Source organism: Corynebacterium gottingense (genome assembly GCF_003693265.1).
Classification (GTDB): domain Bacteria; phylum Actinomycetota; class Actinomycetes; order Mycobacteriales; family Mycobacteriaceae; genus Corynebacterium; species Corynebacterium gottingense.
Window position 1 is genome coordinate 194,074 of record NZ_RDRE01000001.1, and the last position, 20,308, is coordinate 214,381.

The 20,308-nt window shown below is 68.0% G+C and carries 22 protein-coding genes; 20 read left to right on the top strand and 2 right to left on the bottom strand.

Translation table 11 applies throughout. The features are described 5' to 3' along the window. Positions 1-143: 143 nt before the first annotated feature. From eccCa to EAW56_RS01020, 10 genes are all read left to right on the top strand, one after another. Positions 144-3,803: a type VII secretion protein EccCa gene (gene eccCa / locus EAW56_RS00975; RefSeq protein WP_122084705.1), complete on the top strand. Its 3,660-nt coding sequence runs from the start codon at positions 144-146 to the stop codon at positions 3,801-3,803. Then, complete coding sequence (locus tag EAW56_RS00980) at positions 3,800-4,834, top strand: type VII secretion-associated protein (RefSeq protein WP_095546783.1); 1,035 nt, start codon at positions 3,800-3,802, stop codon at positions 4,832-4,834. The genes eccCa and EAW56_RS00980 overlap by 4 nt, the downstream gene beginning before the upstream one ends. Positions 4,835-4,947: 113 nt before the next feature. Beyond that, the gene (locus tag EAW56_RS00985; RefSeq protein WP_095546782.1) at positions 4,948-5,265 is read left to right on the top strand and encodes a WXG100 family type VII secretion target; all 318 of its coding nucleotides are present in this window, start codon (positions 4,948-4,950) and stop codon (positions 5,263-5,265) included. Between the two features lie 36 nt (positions 5,266-5,301). Continuing rightward, on the top strand, positions 5,302-5,586 hold the full coding sequence (locus EAW56_RS00990) for a WXG100 family type VII secretion target (protein ID WP_095277827.1): 285 nt from the start codon (positions 5,302-5,304) through the stop codon (positions 5,584-5,586). Between the two features lie 252 nt (positions 5,587-5,838). Then, positions 5,839-6,282, top strand: coding sequence for a 50S ribosomal protein L13 (gene rplM, locus EAW56_RS00995; RefSeq protein ID WP_038588493.1), 444 nt, complete (start codon positions 5,839-5,841; stop codon positions 6,280-6,282). Beyond that, positions 6,282-6,830 (top strand): 30S ribosomal protein S9, encoded by a 549-nt coding sequence (gene rpsI, locus EAW56_RS01000; RefSeq protein WP_095277824.1) that lies wholly within the window; start codon positions 6,282-6,284, stop codon positions 6,828-6,830. Before rplM ends, rpsI begins: the two co-directional genes overlap by 1 nt. A gap of 117 nt (positions 6,831-6,947) precedes the next feature. Further along, positions 6,948-8,291: a phosphoglucosamine mutase gene (glmM, locus tag EAW56_RS01005; protein WP_095535312.1), complete on the top strand. Its 1,344-nt coding sequence runs from the start codon at positions 6,948-6,950 to the stop codon at positions 8,289-8,291. Between the two features lie 166 nt (positions 8,292-8,457). Beyond that, positions 8,458-8,790 (top strand): hypothetical protein, encoded by a 333-nt coding sequence (locus tag EAW56_RS01010; RefSeq protein WP_122084706.1) that lies wholly within the window; start codon positions 8,458-8,460, stop codon positions 8,788-8,790. Beyond that, a complete protein-coding gene (locus EAW56_RS12835; RefSeq protein WP_208636472.1) occupies positions 8,787-10,406 on the top strand; it encodes a hypothetical protein in 1,620 nt (539 codons plus the stop codon). Before EAW56_RS01010 ends, EAW56_RS12835 begins: the two co-directional genes overlap by 4 nt. Further along, on the top strand, positions 10,406-10,687 hold the full coding sequence (locus EAW56_RS01020; protein WP_133064017.1) for a hypothetical protein: 282 nt from the start codon (positions 10,406-10,408) through the stop codon (positions 10,685-10,687). The genes EAW56_RS12835 and EAW56_RS01020 overlap by 1 nt, the downstream gene beginning before the upstream one ends. A gap of 53 nt (positions 10,688-10,740) precedes the next feature. Here the strand turns inward: EAW56_RS01020 and EAW56_RS01025 are convergent, their stop codons facing one another. Then, on the bottom strand, positions 10,741-11,595 hold the full coding sequence (locus tag EAW56_RS01025; RefSeq protein ID WP_095537263.1) for a poly(ethylene terephthalate) hydrolase family protein: 855 nt from the start codon (positions 11,593-11,595) through the stop codon (positions 10,741-10,743). Between the two features lie 105 nt (positions 11,596-11,700). Between EAW56_RS01025 and EAW56_RS01030 the strand changes: the two genes are divergently transcribed. From EAW56_RS01030 to groL, 10 genes are all read left to right on the top strand, one after another. After that, the gene (locus tag EAW56_RS01030) at positions 11,701-12,360 is read left to right on the top strand and encodes a hypothetical protein (protein WP_095553386.1); all 660 of its coding nucleotides are present in this window, start codon (positions 11,701-11,703) and stop codon (positions 12,358-12,360) included. Positions 12,361-12,390: 30 nt separating this feature from the next. Further along, on the top strand, positions 12,391-13,527 hold the full coding sequence (alr, locus tag EAW56_RS01035; RefSeq protein WP_095553387.1) for an alanine racemase: 1,137 nt from the start codon (positions 12,391-12,393) through the stop codon (positions 13,525-13,527). A 20-nt stretch (positions 13,528-13,547) separates the two neighbouring features. After that, on the top strand, positions 13,548-14,057 hold the full coding sequence (gene tsaE, locus EAW56_RS01040) for a tRNA (adenosine(37)-N6)-threonylcarbamoyltransferase complex ATPase subunit type 1 TsaE (protein ID WP_233125645.1): 510 nt from the start codon (positions 13,548-13,550) through the stop codon (positions 14,055-14,057). 10 nt (positions 14,058-14,067) lie between these two features. Continuing rightward, positions 14,068-14,601 (top strand): hypothetical protein, encoded by a 534-nt coding sequence (locus EAW56_RS01045; RefSeq protein ID WP_095546778.1) that lies wholly within the window; start codon positions 14,068-14,070, stop codon positions 14,599-14,601. Next, the gene (gene tsaB / locus EAW56_RS01050) at positions 14,601-15,317 is read left to right on the top strand and encodes a tRNA (adenosine(37)-N6)-threonylcarbamoyltransferase complex dimerization subunit type 1 TsaB (protein WP_122084708.1); all 717 of its coding nucleotides are present in this window, start codon (positions 14,601-14,603) and stop codon (positions 15,315-15,317) included. The genes EAW56_RS01045 and tsaB overlap by 1 nt, the downstream gene beginning before the upstream one ends. A 9-nt stretch (positions 15,318-15,326) precedes the next feature. Beyond that, the gene (rimI, locus tag EAW56_RS01055) at positions 15,327-15,839 is read left to right on the top strand and encodes a ribosomal protein S18-alanine N-acetyltransferase (protein WP_095546776.1); all 513 of its coding nucleotides are present in this window, start codon (positions 15,327-15,329) and stop codon (positions 15,837-15,839) included. Continuing rightward, positions 15,836-16,888 (top strand): tRNA (adenosine(37)-N6)-threonylcarbamoyltransferase complex transferase subunit TsaD, encoded by a 1,053-nt coding sequence (gene tsaD, locus EAW56_RS01060; protein WP_095546775.1) that lies wholly within the window; start codon positions 15,836-15,838, stop codon positions 16,886-16,888. Before rimI ends, tsaD begins: the two co-directional genes overlap by 4 nt. Before the next feature lie 126 nt (positions 16,889-17,014). Next, positions 17,015-17,509, top strand: coding sequence for a hypothetical protein (locus EAW56_RS01065; protein ID WP_233125644.1), 495 nt, complete (start codon positions 17,015-17,017; stop codon positions 17,507-17,509). Positions 17,510-17,686: 177 nt separating this feature from the next. After that, positions 17,687-17,986 carry a co-chaperone GroES gene (gene groES, locus EAW56_RS01070; RefSeq protein ID WP_038588532.1) on the top strand — a complete coding sequence of 100 codons (300 nt, stop codon included), beginning with the start codon at positions 17,687-17,689 and terminating at the stop codon, positions 17,984-17,986. A gap of 21 nt (positions 17,987-18,007) precedes the next feature. Further along, the gene (gene groL, locus EAW56_RS01075) at positions 18,008-19,633 is read left to right on the top strand and encodes a chaperonin GroEL (RefSeq protein ID WP_095546774.1); all 1,626 of its coding nucleotides are present in this window, start codon (positions 18,008-18,010) and stop codon (positions 19,631-19,633) included. Between the two features lie 76 nt (positions 19,634-19,709). Here groL and EAW56_RS01080 read toward each other — a convergent pair whose 3' ends face one another. After that, on the bottom strand, positions 19,710-20,027 hold the full coding sequence (locus tag EAW56_RS01080; RefSeq protein WP_095546773.1) for a WhiB family transcriptional regulator: 318 nt from the start codon (positions 20,025-20,027) through the stop codon (positions 19,710-19,712). Positions 20,028-20,308 lie beyond the last annotated feature (281 nt).

Sequence of the window (20,308 nt, forward strand, 5' to 3'; positions counted from 1 at the left end):
AACCCCCGTGAATCTGGCGCGGACCCCCATTTGCCGCGCGGTGGTGCCAAGTATGGCGTAAACTGCCGGGCACGTCCACAGCTCGGGGGCTGGTTCGGGGGAACCAGCGGCTGTGGCCAGCAACGATAGGGGGGATTCGTCCCGTGCTCGGAGTCGACCAGAACCCGGTGCTCGCGCCAGCGCCGACGCAGCTGGGGGAGGCGCCTGCGCTGCCGGCTGGCGCGCTGCACGCCGAGGCCGTGCCGCAGGCGCAGAAGCAGCAGCCGATGCCCATGCTGCGCATTCTTATGCCCGTGATCATGATGGTGGCGGTCGGCGCGGTGATGACGCTGATGATGCTTTCGGGGCGCGCCGTGGGGCCGATGATGCTCATCTTCCCGCTCATGATGGCGTTCGGGTTGCTCGCCATGTTCCAACCGCAGGAGCAGCAGGGCGATATGGACGAAACGCGGCGCGTTTATCTGCGCCACCTTGACGCGCTGACGCGTCGGGCGCGCACCAATGCGGTCCAGCAGCGCGAGCACTTCACCTACGTGCACCCTGAGCCCGCGCTGCTGCTCACGGGCGTGCCCACCTACCGGGTGTGGGAGCGCACCGCCGCGAGCCCGGAGGCGCTGCAGGTGCGGCTGGGCACCGGCAACATGGCGCTGTGCACGCCGGTTGAGGTGGAGGACCCGGGCTCGCCCGAAGACTTGGATCCGGTGTGCGCGGTGAGCCTGCGACGTGCCGTCGCGGCGGTGAACACTGTGGCGGGCATGCCGATCGTGGTGCAGCTCGCCGCGTTTCCTGCGGTGACGCTGGCGGGACCGCGCGCCCGCGAGGTGTCTCGCGCGATCGTGTCCCAGCTGGCGTTCTTCCACGGCCCGGAGCTGGTAGGGCTGGACCTGGAACATTCCGGGATGCGGTGGGCGAAGTGGTTGCCGCACACCAGGGAGCCGGAGCAGGCGGAGTTTCGCGTCGCGGTTCTCGATGCGCAGGCGGAGCCGGAGGGGGCGGGGCAGCGGGGGCATGCGGCGTCGATAGCCCAGACTGCCCAGGCCGCGGACTGCGTGATCACGGTGCACCCAGACGCGGACGCGTTTGTGGACGAGCACGCCTTTTACGTTGTGTGCGAGGACACGCTGACGGCGATGACGGAATCTGGCTCCGAGCATCTCGGCACGCCCGACCGGTTCGCGGACGAGGAGGCGCAGATCATCGCCCGCCACCTGGCGTTTTACCGCCGGCCCGACGACGGCACCGGGGCGCGCAAGACGGGCGGGGACCTGCTGGCCATGCTGGGCTATGACGACGTGCAGACGCTGGATATGCACACCATGTGGCCGGGCCGGGAGGGGACCCGGCAGCGGCTGACGGTGCCGATTGGGGCCACGCCGGACGGGCAGGCGGTGTACCTGGACCTCAAGGAGGCGGCGCACGGCGGCATGGGCCCGCACGGACTGTGCATCGGTGCGACGGGCAGCGGTAAGTCGGAGATGCTGCGGAGCTTGGTCGCCGCCCTCGCCGCCACCCATTCGCCTGATGAGCTGAACCTGGTGCTCGTGGACTTCAAGGGTGGCGCGACCTTCCTGGGCTGTGACGCCTTGCCGCACACGTCCGCGGTGATTACCAACCTGGAAGATGAAGCCGTGCTGGTGGAGCGCATGTACGACGCCATCTCAGGGGAGATGAATCGACGCCAGGAGCTGCTGCGTACCGCCGGGAACTTTGCCAACATCACCGACTACACTGCGGCCCGCCTGCGCGGAGAGGCGCTGGACCCGCTGCCGGCGCTGGTGATCATCGTGGACGAGTTCTCCGAGCTGCTCACGCAGCACCCCCACTTTGCTGACCTGTTCGTGGCGGTGGGCAGGCTGGGCCGCTCGCTCGGCGTGCACCTGCTGCTGGCCTCCCAGCGGCTGGACGAGGGCAAGCTGCGCGGGTTGGATTCGCACCTGTCGTACCGCATTGGCCTGAAGACGTTTAGCGCGGGCGAGTCCCGCCAGGTCCTGGGCGTGCCGGATGCCTACGAGCTGCCGGGCGAGCCCGGGTCCGGATTCCTCAAGGCGGGCTCGCCCGATCTGGTCCGGTTCCGCGCCTCCTACGTGTCTGGCCCGCTGACCAGGCGAGTCGTGGAGGGGACGTCGGCGGAGGCGCCGGCGGTGCGCCTGTTCGAGGGCTGGGAGCCTCCCGCGCTGGAGGCGCAGACGAAGGTGGACACGGACGCCTCGACGACCACGCTGGACGCGGTGGTGCAGCGGGCCCGCGAACTCGCGGATGCGGCGGGGATGCGCGCGCACCAGGTGTGGCTGCCGCCGCTGCCGGACGCGCTGGAGCTCCACACCGTCAGCGGGACCGGCGCGGAACGGCTCCGGGCACCCGCCGGGCTTATCGACGACCCCTACCGCCAACGCCAAGACCCGCTCATGGTGGACCTCTCCGTCTCCGGCGGGCACATCGCGATCGCCGGCGGGCCGCAGACCGGGAAGTCGTCGGCGCTGCGCACCATCGTGGCCGCCCTCTGCCTGCACCACACCACCGAGGAGCTGGCGGTCTACGGCATTGACGCGGGCAGCGGCGGCCTCGACGACCTGGAGCGCCTGCCGCACGTCGCGGGGGTGGCGCTGCGCAGCGACGAGGAGCGCGTGCGCCGCGTGGTGGATGAGGTGACGGGGGTGATCGAGGTGGTGTCGGCAAGCATGCGCCCCGCGCGCGAGACGATCCTGCTCATCGACGGCTGGCACACGCTCACCGCGCCGGACTCCAAGTTCGAGGACCTCAAGGAGCCGCTCGCGCGCATCGCCTCGGAGGGGCCGGCCGCGGGCGTGCACCTTATGGTCACGACGCAGCGCTGGAACGCGATCCGCCCAAACGTGCGCGACCTCATTGGCACCCGTTACGAGCTGCACTTGACCGAGCCGATGGACTCACTCATTGACCGCAAACTCCAACAAAAACTGCCCGCCAAGCCCGGACACGGACTCACGCCCGGCGGCAAGCACATGCTGCTCGCCCGCGCGAACACGCAGGACCTCGCGCACATCGCCGCCCAGGCCGCTGACCAAACGCCGGTCCCCAAACTCAAGGTCCTGCCCGCCCACGTCACCACAGGCGCATTGCTTACCGACGCCACGCCCACCCCACCCACAATCCCCCTCGGCATCGGCGGACCGCACCTGGCACCGGTGCGCTGCGAGTCGGGCCACGTCCTGGCCATCGGCGCGGGCGGGTCGGGCAAGTCCACCGTGATTGCCAGCGCGATCACCGCGATCGAGGCGATGGACCGCGAGCAGGCGCGCATGGTCATCTGCGACCCGCGCCGGGCCCACCTGGGCCGCGCGTCGGACGAGATGACTGCGGCGTACGCGGCTTCGTCGACGGCGATCGCGGACGCGACCAAGGCGCTGGTGACCACGATGCGGTCCCGCTTGCCCGGCGCGGACGTCACCCCGGCGCAGCTGGCGCAGCGCTCCTGGTGGTCCGGGCCGGACATCTACCTGGTCATCGACGACCTGGAGCTCGTCGGCGACGAGCACTTGCGCGACGTCGTGGCGCTGCTTCCGCACGCCCGGGACATCGGCCTGCACGTGGTGGCCGCCCGCAAGTTCGGCGGCGTCTCGCGAGCCCTGTTCGGCGGCTTCCTCGGCGCGATGAAGGACGTGCACCCGGATGTGCTGGTGATGGACGGCACCCGCGACGAGGGCGCCTTGTTCGGCGTGAAGCCGACGCCGCAGGCCCCGGGGCGGGCGACGCTGGTGCAGGCCGGGACCACGGTGGGCACGGTGCAGCTGTGTGCCCCGTATGAGGAAGGAGAACACCTATGACCAGTACCTTTACTTCTCAAGACACGCCGACGCTGCGCGTGGTCATCACGAAACAGGCCACCACCTTTTCCGGCGCGGCAAACCTGCACCGCCTGGACGCGCCGACACCGGCTGAGGTGGCGCGCAACGTGCGCAGCATCTTCGGGCCCGACCCGGGCGGGGCGCACGTGCACCTCGTGGCCCAGGAGTCTGTGATCCACGCGGTGGACCAAGCGCTCGCAGATTATGACGTCCACCTCACCGGCGAACTCGCCACGGACGAATGGGAGCGCAGCGACGCTCACGAGCCTGAGCAGGCTAGCGCAGCGCCAGAGCCGCGGCACCGGCTCCGGGAGGAGCCCGACGGCATCGGGCCCGCCGAGGCGTACCCGGCTCGGCCTTCGCCGGTGCGGCGACCACAGCCGGAGCAGGGGCTTGCGGGCGAGCTGGCGCCGGACACGGACCGCCGCGGCACGTGGGTCCTCGCCGGCGTCGTCGGGGTGGTTGTGCTCGCGTGCGCCGTGGCGGTATGGCTCACCGTCCGGGGCTTGTTTGGGGAGACCGGGGTGGATGGAGCCGGGGGAGGGGGCGTCGATAAGCATGAAGCCCCTGCGCCCGAAGTGATTGAGCAGGAGGGTCTGAGCGTCGAGCTGCCCGCCGGGTTTACGTTGGAGCAGGACGGCGACATGTGGCGCGCGGTCGGGCCCGACCCGAACTTCCGATTGCAGCTGAGCGTGGACGATCGGTTCAACCTGCCCCCGGAGACGCTTGCGGAGCAGCTGCGCAAAGATATTGCGCTTGACGACGACGTCGAGCTGGTCACCACCGACGGGCACGCAGTGACTTACCTGGAGCGGGCGGCGGACGGCTCGCAGGCGCTGTGGAAGACCTGGCCCGAGGGCAACGTGCAGCTCTCGGTGGGGTGCCACACACGCGAAGCACCGACGCAGATCCAGGAAGCGACGTGCGCGATGGCAATGAATTCTGCGCGCTTTGATGAGGGAAACGTGCAGGTAGAGGCGGATAAAGGGGTGGTTGCCTTGGAAGGGTAGAAAACTTTTTTCTCAACCGAGGGAACCGACGGGCATGTTTTTACGTCCAATATATGAACAGCACAACACAGTGACTGTTTGCCAACCAGACACTCTTGATACGAGGGGGAACCATGAGCAACTTTCAGACTGAAGCCGATGTGATGCGCTCCACGGCAGACCACGCTGACTCCGTCAACGCGGACGTCAACCGCGAGATCGACCGGATCCAGGGGGTCGCCGAGTCCGTCCGCACGTTCTGGCAGGGCAGCGCGCAGCGCAGCTTCGACGGCTTGATGATGCGTTACGACGACGCACAGCGTCGACTCACCGAGGCGCTGACGGACATCTCGCACAACATCCGCGACAACGCCAAGCACTACGAGAACACCGACGTGGCCACCACCGAGAGCCTGGACCAGCTGTCCGGCTCCGCGGGACTGGCGCTGTAACCACAACTCACACACCACCGAAAGGACACCACTGACATGCACATCAAGTACGACTTTGGCCAGATCGGCAGCACCGCCCAGGACATCCGCACCTCCGCCGCCACCATCAACGGCCAGCTCAACGAGCTCAAGGAGGTCATCCGTCCGATGACGGCGACCTGGGAAGGCGAGGCCGCGACCAGCTACATGGCGCACCAGGCCAAGTGGGATCAGGCGGCGGCGGATCTCAACGAGATCCTCAACCAGATCGCCAACACCGTCGAGGACGGCAACAACACCATGAGCGCCGTTAACAACGCCGCAGCAAACAGCTGGGGCTAACGGGGAGCCTCGGGGGGAGATTCGGGGGAATCGATACAGGGGGAAACGTGAGCGCCGCTGCGGGATTGGGGGATCCTGCGGCGGCGCTTCGCTGTTTTGGAGCTGAGGTGGGCATCGCGTATGGTTATACCCCTGTGTGTCCTGCCGGTTTGAACCGGCGACGCGCCCATCGGGTCTCCACCGGCCGCCGTTGGGGGTGCGGGCACCGAAGTATGGCCGGCAGCCATCTAGACAGACTTTAAGGAGTCATGCATGTCTACTTACCACCCGAAGAGCGGTGACATTACCCGTAAGTGGTACGTCATCGACGCAACCGACGTGGTGCTGGGCAAGCTCGCTTCCACCGCAGCGGACATCCTGCGTGGCAAGCACAAGCCGCAGTTCGCACCGAACGTTGACACCGGCGATCACGTCATCGTGATCAACGCCGACAAGATCCACATCTCCTCGAACAAGCGCGATCGTGAGATGCGCTACCGCCACTCCGGTTACCCGGGTGGTCTGAAGTCCATGACCCTGGGCCGCGCCCTGGACGAGCGTCCGGACCGCGTGATCGAGGAAGCTGTGAAGGGCATGATGCCGCACAACAAGCTTTCCCGTCAGTCCATCAAGAAGCTTCACGTCTTCGTCGGCGACGAGCACCCGTACGCTGCGCAGAAGCCGGAAACCTACGAGTTTAAGCAGGTGGCACAGTAATGACCGAGCCGAACACCAACGCAGAGAACAACGTTGCAGACGCTGGCGACATCGACGCCGCCACCGCCGCAACCGAGGAATTCAACTACACCATCGGCGACGCAGTTGCGCCTGAGGTTGACGAGTCCGAGGAGACCGTCGCCGAGCCGGTGAACCTGCACGAGGGCCCGATCCAGACCGTTGGTCGCCGTAAGCGCGCAATCGCTCGCATCACCGTGACCGAGGGCGAGGGCAAGATCACCGTCAACGGCCGCGAGTTCGAGGAGTACTTCCCGAACAAGCTGCACCAGCAGGACATCCTCCTGCCGCTGACGCTGCTCGAGCGCGAAGGCCAGTTCAACATCAAGGCCAACCTCAACGGTGGCGGCCCGACCGGCCAGGCAGGCGCACTGCGTCTGGCCATCGCCCGCGCACTCAACGTGTACAACCCGGCTGAGCGCCCGACCCTGAAGAAGGCCGGCCTGCTCACCCGTGACGCACGTGCCGTCGAGCGCAAGAAGGCAGGTCTGCACAAGGCCCGTCGCGCACCGCAGTACTCCAAGCGTTAATCGCTTCCCTTACTGCAAGGCTTTACGCCGTCGCCCCGTTCAACTGGGGTGGCGGCGTTTTGTCGTTGGTGGGGGTGGGACCTGTACGCCGCCGGGGTGTGCTGCATAATTGTCGGTATGACTCGAATGTTTGGAACTGACGGCGTCCGTGGACTTGCAAACGAGAAGCTCACGGCATCCCTGGCAATGAAACTTGGCGCGGCGGCCGCGACCGTGCTGACGCGCGACCGGCGCTCCACTAAGCGCCGCCCGACCGCCTTGATTGGGCGTGACCCGCGCGTCTCCGGCGAAATGCTGGCGGCGGCCATGGCGGCGGGGATGGCGTCGAAAGGCGTGGACGTGCTCCGCGTCGGCGTGATTCCTACGCCGGGCCTGGCGTTCCTGACTGATGATTACGGCGCGGACATCGGCGTGATGATTTCCGCCTCCCACAACCCGATGCCGGATAACGGCATCAAGTTCTTCTCCGCGGGAGGCAAGAAGCTGCCGGACGACGTTGAGGACGAGATCGAGCGGACCATGGCCACGCTGGAGGAGACCGGCCCCACCGGCACCGGCATCGGCCGCGTGATCGAGGAGGCGCCGGACGCGCAGGAGCGCTACCTCGCGCACCTCGCCGAGGCGATGACCACCGACCTCAGCGGTATTAAGGTCGTGGTGGACTGTGCCAATGGCGCGGCGTCGGAAGTCGCCCCGAAGGCGTACGAGGCCGCGGGCGCTGAGGTGACGGCGATCCACAACGCTCCGAACGCCTTCAACATTAATGACGGCTCCGGCTCGACCCACATGGACCAGATCCAGAAGGCCGTGGTTGAGCACGGCGCAGACATCGGGCTGGCGCACGACGGCGACGCGGACCGCTGCCTGGCCGTGGATGCGGAGGGCAACATTGTCGACGGCGACCAGATCATGGCCATCCTGGCCACCGGCATGAAGGAGCGCAGCTCCCTGGCGGACAACACCCTCGTTGCCACCGTGATGAGCAACCTGGGCCTGAAGCTTGCGATGCAGCGCGAGGGCATCGCCGTCGAGGAGACCGCGGTGGGCGACCGCTACGTGCTCGAGGCGCTCAACCGCAGCGGCTTCTCGCTCGGCGGCGAGCAATCGGGCCACATCGTGGTCCCGGCCCACGCCACCACCGGCGACGGCACCCTCTCCGGCCTGCTGCTCATGGCGCGCATGGCGGAGACCGGCAAGACGCTCGCCGAGCTGGCGCAGGTGATGCAGGTGCTGCCGCAGCAGCTGATCAACGTGCCGGTGTCGGATAAGTCCGCCATTCTCAAGGACCCGGAGGTCATCGCCGCGAAGGAAGCCGCGGAGGCGGAGCTGGGAGACCAGGGCCGCGTCCTGCTGCGCGCCTCCGGCACCGAGGAGATCTTCCGCGTGATGGTGGAGGCTTCGGACGAGAAGCACGCACGCGAGGTGGCCGGTCGCCTCGCCGCCGTGGTCGCGGCCGTGTAGTCTGCGATCAGGCGTCCCGCGCAGTCGGTTCCCGCCCTCGAAAACAAGGGGTTTGAAAAAGTTTCCGGGGAGAGGGAACCGGAGGGGGTGTAGCTGCGTCTAATAAGGGGACAACAAAAACAGCGGCCCGCGCACGCGGGTCGGGGGACAACACGGGGGTGGAACAATGAGCGCATCGCAGCACGGCGTCGACGTCGATGTTCAGGCGGTTCGCGAGCATTACACGCAAGCCATCGGCGCGTACCAGGCGGCGGGGGAGGCCATCGCGGCGCATCCCGCGCGGGTTGAGCCCGCGAGCTTTGGCCAGGGGTTTGCGAGTCAGGGGGTGCGAATAGCGGCGGCGCTCGAGCTTATCGACGCCACCACGTCCGCCTACTTGCGCACCCGTACACACAACTGGGAACGCATCATGCAGCTCGCCTCCGACGTGGCGAGCACGGACGAGGGCAACGCGTCCGGCTTCGGGCCGGGGATTGGCGCCGGGGAGGTGCTCTCGTGACGGCGGTGGAGGCAGAAGTGCAGCGGATGATGTCGCTGATTTCGGCGGCGCCGGTGGCGTCGTCAAGCAAACGTGCGACCGCGCAGGGGATGGCGAACGAGCTCCTCTGCAGCATCGACAGGCTGCGGGGCCAGAACCTTAGCCAGTTCGCGCAGACGGGCGCGCAGCTGCGCAGCCGGTGCGGTGGCACGGGCAGTGTGAGCGCGGGCGGGAGCCTGGGGGCTGACATCTTCGGGCCTCCCGGCGGCGGCCGCGGTCCCACAGGCGAGCCGATCTGCGGGCCCTGGTTCGACGAGGTGGGCATTACCGCGCGCGAGTCCTCGGACGCCGAGCGGGAAGCCGAGCACTTCACGCAGGTCGATGAGGTCGGCGGGCAGATCGAGGAGTGCTGCAAGGCCATCGAGGACGTGTGCGCGACGGGCGACATTGCGATGCAGGAGATGCTCTCCCCGGTGTGCACCATGCTGGAGATGATTGTGAAGTTCGGGTTCCCGCAGCTCACCGACCAGGTCATCGACGTGGCGATCGGTGCGCTCACGCAGGCGAATGCGACCGCGTCGGACCGCAATTGCGTGATCGAGGACTGCCTGGACACGATCGCGAAGTGCGTGGAGCAGGTCGCTGAGCGGCAGCCGGCACCCGCGGTGGAGTACGGCGGCGGTGCCTGTGGCGCGGGCGCGGCGGGAGGCGTGAGCGCGGGCGCGGCCGGGACGGTTGCTGCGCAGTGCGCGGAACCGGTTCAGGCTCCCTCCCCGAAGCCGGCGCCGCAGCCTGTGGCGCCGCCGGCTGTCGCACCGGAGCCAGCGCCGGCACCGGTACCGGAGCCCCCGGCCCAGCGCGAGTGCCCCCGCTTCGAGTCGCGGTGCGTTGAGCGTCCCGCTCCGGTGGGCGTGGGCGTAGCGAGCCTCTCCGCGTCACAGGCCGCGACGTCGGCGGCGTCCGCCGCGTTGGGCGCTGGCGCCGGGGTGTTCCCGCAGGTGGTCCAGCCGCCAGCGCCGCAGATGCCGCCGATGAACATTGAGGTGAACTTCAACTACGCGCTCGACGGCGCCGTCAACGCGGGGCTTGAGGCAGTGGACTGCGAGACGGTGTCGCAGTTCCAGCCCCCTGTGCAGCAGGTTTCCTCGGATTCCTCTGCGTGGGTCGGCACGTTGGTGCAGGTCGGCGCCGCGGCGGTGCTCGAGGGGCTCGACTGTTTTGCGGCCTCGCTCGACGCGGTGGCGGAGTGCCCCGGGGCGGAGTGCTGTACGCACGAAGTCACGGAGCCAGAGCCAGAGCCGGTGCCCGAGCCAGAGCCTGAACCGACGCCGGAGCCCGAGCCCGAACCGGTGCCCGAGCCCGAACCTGTGCCCGAGGACGGCGTGATCCCGCCGCCACCTGAGCTTGCGCAGGTGGAGGAGCCGGCCCCGCCGCCGGAGAAGGTCGCGCACCTGGAGGGCGCGCCGACCGAAGCGGCCCAGGCTCCCGAGCCACCGGCTGCCGCTGACCCGGTCGTCGAACCGCAACCGGAGCAGCACGAAGGACAAACCGAACACACAGCAGAGCCTGAACACACCGAGCAACCAGCGCAGGACGCGCATGAACCGTGGGCAATCAAGAAGACAGGGGAATGGTGATGGATTTCGCAGAGTTTGCCGAGCAGTACCGGCGACGTACCCAGAAGCGCATGCTGGATTTCGAGGCCATGCTCAGAGACAACCAGCGCAAAATGGCGCAGACCGCGAAGTACCACGCGATGGCGCAGGCGAACCCGAACAAGCCACCGCTGGTCGTGCCGCGCGGAGAGTACAGCTACCCGCTCAAGACATCCAAGCTGCTACAACCGCCGGAGGACGGGCAGAAGCCGATCCGGGCGGTGCTGCGCCGCGAGCCACCGAACGGGAGGCGCCCACGGTAGGGATGATCGCGAGGCTGCGCCTAAAACGTGCCTAAAACGTGCCTCAAACGTGCCTAGAACAGCGAGAACCCGCTGTCGTCGCGGCTCAGCCCGGCGGCCTCTGCCAGGTCGTCGCCCACCAGCGACTTCACGCTGCCGCCCGCGGCCTCCGGGTCGGAGTAGGCGGAGTACTTGTTCTCCCCGCCGAGCTGGTGCAGGAGGAACCCGGTGACCAGGCCGCGCGCGGTCTCCTGGATGCTGCGGTTGGACTTGCCCAGCCCGAGGACGCGCTTGAGCAGGCCGTCCTCGGAAAACTCCTGCTGGTCGCCCTTCTTGATGGTGCGGTAGCACGCGTCACCGGCCCAGTTGTAGGCCAGCTTCGCGGGGTTGCCCGGATCAAACAGTGCGTCGCCCTCGGGGCCTGGGCCGATGATCATCGCGGGCACGAACGTGGAGCGCGCCGCCTCCGTGGAGGAGGGAGCCACGTTTGCGGGGTAGATCGACGCAACGGCGCGGACCTGCGGGTTGTCCACGGAGGCGAGCACCGCGGCGCCGCCGCCCATGCCGTGGCCGACCATGCCGAGCTTGCCGGAGGAGACCGTAATGTTGCCGTTGCCCAGGCGCACGCCCGCGCAGATCTGCAGCGCCGTTTCGAGGTCGGCGGCGAAGCCGCGGTGGTCGGGCGCCAGCCCCGTTTCCGTGTTCGGCGCGGCGACGACGATGCCCCAGCTGGCCAGGTGGCGCAGGAAGCGGTGGTAGTCGCCGACCTTCTTGGTCCAGTCGTGCCCGAAGGCGACGGCGGGCAGGTCCTTGCCTTCCACCGGCGCGTACACCTTGCCGGGCAGGCCGGTGTAGCCCAGGTCGCCCTCGAGGACGCGGTGCGGGCCGCGCTTGGACAGTTCGGAAAGATTCTTCAACTTCGCAGACACGCCGACAATGGTACTCGAGCAGTGCGTCGCACGTGCGCAGTCCACGGCTTCGGCCCCGCGCGTCGTTTCGGCTAGGGTGAGCCGGGAACGATAGGAGGTGGCAGGATGCTCGGCGCACTCTCGCTCGCATTCGTCGATTCGGTGAACCTACTGCTTATCGGCGTCATCGTGACGGTAGGCATCATGGTGCCCCGCCACAGCCGCACCTACGCAGCCATCACGGCGCTGCTCATCGCGGGCGATTGGCTGGGCGTGGCCAGCCTCGCCCTGCTCATGCTCGCTATTTTCGACGGCCTCGGGCCCCTCGTTCACGACTTCGTCGACGGCCCCATCTTCGGCGTGCTCCTCCTGGTCACAGGCTTGGCCACCGCGGTGCTCGCGCTGAAGGGCGGGGACAACAGCAAGCTTATCGACGCCATCTTGAAAACGCTCCGCAAACCAAACGCCCTGACGGTGGTCACCGGCTTCATCCTCGGTGTGGTGCAATCAGCCACCTCGATGCCATTTTATGGCGGGCTGGCCCTGCTCTCCACTGCGGGTATTCCGCCGGAGATCCGCTACACCTCGCTGGTCCTCTACGCCACCGTGGCCCTGTCGCTGCCAACCTTGTCCGCGCTGCTGGTCGGCTGGGTCCGCGCGCGCCCGGAGAGCCTGGCGGGCCGCGGGTTTGCGTGGGCGCGCTCGAACCCCCACACGGTGACCCTGGCCGCGACGTGGGCGGTGTCCGCCTTGCTCATCCTGCTCGGCGTCCTGCACTTGCTTTAAACCGGTCGCGAGTGGTGCACAATAGCGTGCATGAACCCAACACGTCCGCAACCGCTGGTCACCCGCATCGATCTTGATGCCATCGCGCACAACACTCGCGTCCTCGCAGCACAGGCGGGGCCCGCGCGCCTGATGTGTGTGGTGAAGGCGGACGCCTACAACCACGGCGTGCAGCGCTGCGTGCCGGTGATGGACCGCAACGGCGCGGAGGCGTTCGGTGTCGCCACCTTCGCGGAGGCCCGCCAGGTCGCCCAGCTCACCGACAAGCCGGTCCTGGCCTGGCTGTGGACCCCGGGCGAGGAGATCCCCGCCGGCATCGAGGTCGGCGTCCCCTCGCTTGCGCACCTGGGCATGCTTCTCGACGCCACCGCGACCCCCACCCCCACCCGCGTCCACCTCATCGTGGACACCGGCATGAACCGTTCCGGGCTGGACGAGGACGCGTGGCCCGAGGCCTTCGCACGGGCGGCGCGCGCCGAGGCGGAAGGGGCGATCCGCGTCGTCGGCCTGATGAGTCACCTGGCCTGCGCGGACGACCCGGGCAACCCGTTTACCGCGGAGCAGCTCGCCGCGTTTGCCCGCGCCCAGGCGCAGGCGCGGGCGGCGGGCCTGGCCCCGCGGGTCAACCACATCGCAAACTCGCCGGCCCTGTGGACCTGCCCGGAGGCGCACTGCGAGCAAGTACGACCGGGACTGAGCTTGTACGGCGATGAACCGGTGCCGGGCCAGACCCACGGGCTGCGGACCGCGATGACGTGGGCGGCCCGCGTGGTGGCGGTCAAGCAGATCGCGCGCGGCGAGTCCGTGAGCTACGGCCTGACCTGGCAGGCGCCGGAGGACGGGTACACGGCGCTCGTCCCGGTGGGCTACGCCGACGGGGTGGGCCGCTCGTGGCAGGACCACTTCGGAGCCACCATCGGCGGGCAGTGGTACCCGCAGGTGGGCAGGGTGTGCATGGACCAGATTGTGCTGTGGCTTGGCGCGGATGGTGCCACCGGCGCTAGCCCCGTGCGCCCGGGGGACGAGGCGGTGCTCTTCGGCGACGGCGGCGTGAGCGCGGACGAGCTGGCGGGCGCGGTGGGCACGATCAATTACGAGGTGCTGTGCGCGCCCAAGGGCAGGACGGTGCGGGAGTATGTTGGGGAGGGAAGAGAGGGGCGTCGATAAGCGAAAGGCGAGGGAGACACGTGCAACGAGTGTGCGAAACTGCGGCTGAGACGAAGGCGCTCGGCCGCGAGCTCGGCGCGACCCTGCGCGCGGGCGATGTGGTGATTCTGGACGGGCCGCTCGGCGCCGGGAAGACGACGCTGACGCAGGGCATTGCGGACGGGCTCGGCGTGAAGGGGCGGGTGACCAGCCCGACGTTTGTGATTGCGCGGGAGCATCGGTCGCTGTCCGGCGGCCCCTCGCTGATTCACGTCGACGCGTACCGGCTGCTCGGTGAGGGCTCGAGCGGCGACCCGCTCGGCGAGCTTGACGCGCTGGACCTGGATACGGAGCTGGACCGGGCCGTGGTGGTCGCGGAGTGGGGCGGCGGACTGATCGAGCAGCTCGGGTCGCGCTACCTGCTGGTCACGCTGGACCGCGAGACGATGGTGCGCGAGGACCCCGACTCGGAGGGGCGCATTATTGGCTGGGAGTGGCGCGGCGGCGAGCCGGGTGAGGGGCAAACTGGCGATCTTGGTCAGTCAATGTAGGCTTTAGCCCATGCTGAAGCTCTCCAACACCAACCGCGGATGGGTTGCGCTGGCCTGCGCTTTGTGGGTCGTGCTGCTCGTCGCGATGATTTTCATCCCCATGTCCCGCCCGAATGCGCAGGCAGCCTCCGCAACGCCGACGAACTCGCTGCAGGACTCCATCGAGGAGCTCAACCCGAGCGGCGACGCGCTCATGGGGCAGATGCTGGACCCGAGCCAGATTTACGACGCAGAGCAGTACATGGGCTTTACCACCCTGTGCCCGACCGAGCCGCCGGAGCTGCTGAACAGCAAGCTGGAGGCACTGCACCTCTCCCAGGACGACCTGGAGATGAGCGCCGACGAGAACGCCAGCGATGACGAGAAGAACACCGCGTACGTCGCGCTGCTGAAGCAGGATGAAAACGCCGAGCCGGGTCTGGACAAGGTGGATCTGCGCTACGTGGACATCTGCCAGGCCCCGGCCACCACTGCTTACCCGCTGCAGACCCCGATCATCGTGGGCAAGCAGGGCGGCAAGTGGTTCATGATGCCGGCTCAGTAATGCTTGTACTCGCACTCGACACGGCAACGACAGACCTGGTCGCGGGCCTGGCGGAGGTCCCCGACCCCGCTGACCCCGCCAGCGCTACTTCCTGCGAGGTCATCGCGGAATCCGTGACCGCCACCCGCGCCCACAACGAGTTGCTCGTCCCCACGGTGACGCAGCTCCTTCAGGGCGCGGGTCGCGCGTTTGCGGATCTCGACGCCATCGTGGTGGGCTGCGGCCCCGGCCCGTTCACCGGCCTGCGCGTAGGCATGGCAACGGCGTCCGCGTTCGGCCAGGCCCTGGGCGTGCCCGTCCACGGCGTGGTCACGCACGACGCGGTCGCCGCTGTGCTGGACGCCCCCTCGGCCCTCGTAGTCACCGACGCCCGTAGGCGCGAGGTGTACTGGGCGCGTTACGACGCCGGCGCGCGCGCGGACGGCCCCGACGTGGTGGCCCCGGCGGCGCTGGAGTGCCCGCCGGTGGCGGTCTGCTCGGTCCCCGAGCAGCTCTCCGAGCAGCTCCCCGAACAACTCACGGCGCAGGCGGAGCGGGTGACCTACCAGGCGCCCACCACCGCCGGTCTTCTTGCCGCGGCCGACCTCACCGCGACACCCGGCCCGCTGGTGCCGCACTACCTGCGCCGCCCGGACGCCGTCCCGCCGAAGGCGACCCCGAGGTCACCCGCCCTGCCGGAGGTAGACCTCTCCCAGTTCCGCGCGCCGGGGAAGTAAGGGGAGCACGTGCAGTTTCGGGAACTGGTCCCGGCGGACGCCACCCGCGTGGCCGAGCTAGAGCAGGCCCTGTTTGCGGGCGATCAGCCGTGGACCGAGAAGATGCTGCTGGCGGAGTTTGCCCAGCGCCACACCTTCTACGTCGGCGCCTTCGATGACGGCGACACTGACGGTGGAGTGCTCATCGGCTACGCCGGCCTGGCCATGCTGGGCCCGCGCGAGGACCCCGAGTTTGAGATCCACACCATCGGCGTCGACCCGGCGCACCAGCGCCGCGGCGTCGGCCGAGCACTGATGGACCAGCTCCTGCACACCGCCGACCTACTCGACGGGCCCGTGTTCCTCGAGGTGCGCACAGACAACGCCCCCGCGATTGCCATGTACGAGCGCTACGGCTTTGCCACCACCGGCGTGCGCAAGAACTATTACCAGGCGTCGGGCGCGGACGCGTACGCTATGATGCGCTCCCGCAGGACCGCGCGGGGAAGTCATACATCACCAGAAGGGGAGCAGGAAGCATGATCGTGCTGGGGATTGAATCGTCGTGCGATGAGACCGGCGTGGGCATCGTGGACCTGCACCCGGACGGGACGATGGAGGTCCTCGCGGACGCCGTCGCGTCCTCGATGGAGCAGCACTCGCGCTTCGGCGGCGTGGTGCCGGAGATCGCCTCGCGCGCCCACCTCGAGGCCATGCCGCAGGTCATGGAGGCCGCGCTGCGCGAGGCCGGCATTGCCAAGCCCGATGCCGTCGCCGCGACCGTCGGCCCGGGCCTCGCCGGCGCGCTGCTGGTCGGCGCGTCCGCGGCGAAGGCGTACGCCGCCGCCTGGGGCGTGCCCTTTTACGGCGTGAACCACCTCGGCGGCCACGTCGCGGTGGCCAATCTGGAGGGCGAGTCCGAGCTGCCGCACTCCATCGCCCTGCTGGTTTCCGGCGGCCACACCCAGCTGCTCGAGGTCCAGGCCGTGGGCCGCCCGATGCGGGAGATGGGCTCGACGCTTGACGACGCCGCCGGCGAGGCCTACGACAAAGTCGCCCGCCTCCTCGGCCTCGGGTACCCGGGCGGACCCGTGGTGGACAAGCTGGCGGCGCAGGGTGACCCGAACGCCATCGCGTTCCCGCGCGGCCTGTTCAAAGCGCAGGACCTGCGTGGGGAGCACCGCTTCGACTTTTCCTTCTCCGGGCTGAAGACCGCGGTCGCCCGCTACGTGGAGGCCGCTGAGCGAGAGGGGCACGTCATCAGCATGGAAGACGTGTGTGCCTCCTTCCAGGAGGCGGTGTGTGACGTGCTCACCGCCAAGGCCGTCATGGCCTGCGAGGACACCGGTGCGCGGACGCTGCTGCTCGGCGGCGGCGTGGCGGCCAACTCGCGGCTGCGCGGGCTCGCGCGCGAGCGCTGCGAGGCCCACGGCATCGAGCTACGGGTTCCGCGCTTCAAGCTGTGCACGGACAACGGCGTGATGATCGCTGCGCTGGCCGGCCAGCTCATCCACGAGGGCGCGCGGCCGTCCCCGCTGTCCACTGCCACCGACACGTCGCTCGAGGTGGAAACGCCGCTCGTCGGCGCGTGACCCCTGGCCCGGAGGAGCTTTCGCTCCTGCACAAACGCTGGGGAGTGACTATGTTGGTGGGCGAGAGCAGAGCCAAGAGCAGATCACTGCACCAGAGCAGCACTGCGCCAGGGAGGATTGCTGACCATGACTGATGCATCACACGCCACGGGCCACACGCCGGAGACCACGACGAATCCGGAGCAGGCGGACCGGGAGCGGTTCGGCTTCCTGGTGTCGCCGGACCTGAGCTACCGCCGCATCGTGTTTGATGAGGACACGGCGCGTGACTTCCTTGGCGGGATGCACGACGACTTTGTTGACGTCGCATTTGAGCAGGAAGGCAACCGCTTCCACGCGCTGTTCAACCCGGAGGCTCGCGCTCAGGGCGCGGAGCCGAACCCGGTGGCCTCTTTGGCGCGCAACACCGCGGCGACGAACAACCCGGCGTTTCTCACGGACCCGACCCGCGCGATCTGCGGGCCGGTCATCTTTACCAACCGCGAGGGCAAGAGTGTGGAGGAGCGCACCATCGAGTCTGTGGATCAGGCGATCCGCGCGGTGCAGAATTACCGTGAGGACAATCCGGAGGAATACGAGCTCTGGCGCAACGCGGTACTGAACGCGGATCACGCGCAGTAGCGATTTCGGGGGGCCGTGTTGTTGTGACTTAGCACTCGTGTGGGTAGAGTGCTAACCAGGTTGTGTAGAGCACAGTTGTTTACCCGCGACGACGGCTGCGCATCGAGACAATCGAGACAACTGCAAAACCTGCAAGATTGCAACGCAACATCACGAAAGGTCACCAAGGTACCGATTATGGCAAACGTCAATATCAAGCCGCTGGAAGACAAGGTTCTCGTCCAGATCGCAGAGGCTGAAACCACCACCGCCTCCGGCCTGGTTATCCCGGACTCTGCCGCTGAGAAGCCGCAGGAAGCCGTCGTCATCGCTGTTGGTCCGGGTCGTCTGGACGACAACGGCAACCGCGTCGCCCCGGACGTCAAGGAGGGCGACACCGTCGTGTTCTCCAAGTACGGCGGCACCGAGCTGAAGTACAACGGCGAGGAGTACCTGCTGCTGTCTGCTCGCGACCTGCTCGCTGTCGTCGAAAAGTAAGCGAAGGGGGCTTAGCCACCAATGGCAAAACTTATCGCTTTTGAACAGGAGGCCCGCGAGGGCATCCAGCGCGGCGTGGACATCCTCGCCGACGCAGTCAAGGTCACCCTCGGCCCGCGCGGCCGCAACGTGGTCCTCTCCAAGTCCTGGGGCGGCCCGACCGTGACCAATGACGGCGTGACCATCGCGCGCGACATCGACCTCGAGGATCCGTTTGAGAACCTCGGCGCGCAGCTGGTCAAGTCCGTCGCCGTCAAGACCAACGACATCGCTGGTGACGGCACCACCACCGCGACCCTGCTCGCGCAGGCGCTCGTGTCCGAGGGGCTGCGCAACGTCGCCGCCGGTGCGAACCCGATCGAGCTGAACAAGGGCATCGCCGCCGCGGCGGAGAAGACCGTGGAGGAGCTGCGCGAGCGTGCGACGCCGGTCTCGGCATCGTCGGAAATCGCGAACGTGGCCACGGTCTCCTCCCGCGACCCGGAGGTCGGCGAGATGGTCGCCGGCGCGATGGACAAGGTGGGCAAGGACGGTGTGCTCACCGTCGAGGAGTCCCAGTCCATCGACTCTTACGTGGACCTCACCGAGGGCATCTCCTTTGACAAGGGCTTCCTGTCGCCGTACTTCATGACGGATCCGGACGCCGGCCAGGCCGTGCTCGAGGACGCGCGCGTCCTGCTGGTCCGCAACAAGATCTCGTCGCTGCCGGACTTCCTGCCGCTGCTGGAGCAGATCGCAGAGTCTTCCGTGCCGCTGCTGATTATCGCGGAGGACGTCGAGGGCGAGCCGCTGCAGGCCCTCGTGGTCAACACGATGCGCAAGACCCTGAAGGTCGCCGCCGTCAAGGCGCCGTACTTCGGCGAGCGCCGCAAGGCGTTCATGGACGACCTGGCCGTGGTCACCCAGGCCACCGTCATTGATCCGGAGGTCGGCGTCAACCTCAAGGACGCCACCCTCGACCAGCTCGGCCGCGCACGCCGCGTCACCGTGACCAAAGACGACACAGTGCTTGTCGACGGCGCGGGGACGGCCGAGGCCATCGAGGAGCGTCGCAACCAGATCCGTCGCGAGATCGAGTCCACCGATTCCACCTGGGATCGGGAGAAGGCAGAGGAGCGCCTGGCCAAGCTGTCCGGCGGCGTCGCTGTCATCCGCGTCGGCGCCGCCACCGAGACCGAGGTCAACGAGCGCAAGCTGCGCGTCGAGGACGCCATCAACGCCGCGCGCGCCGCGGTGCAGGAGGGCGTGATCGCCGGCGGCGGTTCCGCGCTCGTGCAGATTGCAAAGGAGCTCGAGTCCTACGCCGAGCAGTTCGCGGGCGAGCAGAAGGTCGGCGTGCTGGCCGTCGCCCGCGCGCTGCGCAAGCCGGCGTACTGGATCGCTGACAACGCGGGCCTGGACGGCTCCGTCGTTGTCTCCAAGATCGCCGAGATGAACAACGACGAGGGCTTCAACGCCGCCACGCTCGAGTACGGCAACCTCGTCGAGCAGGGCATCATCGACCCGGTGAAGGTGACCCACTCTGCAGTGGTCAACGCCACCTCCATCGCCCGTATGGTGCTCACCACGGAGGCGTCCGTGGTGACCAAGCCGGCCGAGGAGGACGAGGCCGCAGGTGCCGCTGGCCACGCAGGCCACGCGCACTAGCGGTAGACTCACCGCGCGCCGGTTGGACCGGCAAAATGCCCCGGGACTTAAAGTCCCGGGGCATTTTGTGTGGGCGCTACTTTGCGGAGGCCGCAGCTGGCACCTTCACGCTGCTGCCGTGCCCGCCGCGCAGGATCACCTGGCGCTCGGACTCGCTCATGCCGCCCCAGATGCCGTACGGCTCAGCGACGCGGAGCGCGTGCTCGCGGCACTGCTCGAGGACGGGGCAGGTGTAGCAGATCGCCTTCGCGCGGTTCTCGCGCTGTGCGCGGGCGCGTCCGCGCTCTCCATCCGGGTGGTAGAACACCTCGGAAGCTTCGCCACGGCATGCGCTGTGGAGCTGCCAATCCCAGAAGTCTGCGTTCGGTCCGGGAAGCTGATGCGGCAGGGACATTATCGTAGAGGCTCCTTGTAGAGAATGTGCTGAAGGGAAAGCGTGTGAAGTTGTGCAGGCGGGCCGCGCGGGGCGTCACCGATTTCGAAGTGTCCACCGCCTTGGTAAACGATAGGTTTCCCATGGGTGTCCCACAGCTGTATTCGCGCAAGCAACGCCGAAAAAATGCACTGTGAGCTGGGTGGATGATAAAGGTAAAGCGCTGGTGAACTTTAAGGGAACCTTGGAAGAGGTGCGGAAAATGCCGGGGAGGTGGCGTCGATAAGCGCTCTGCGTGCTTG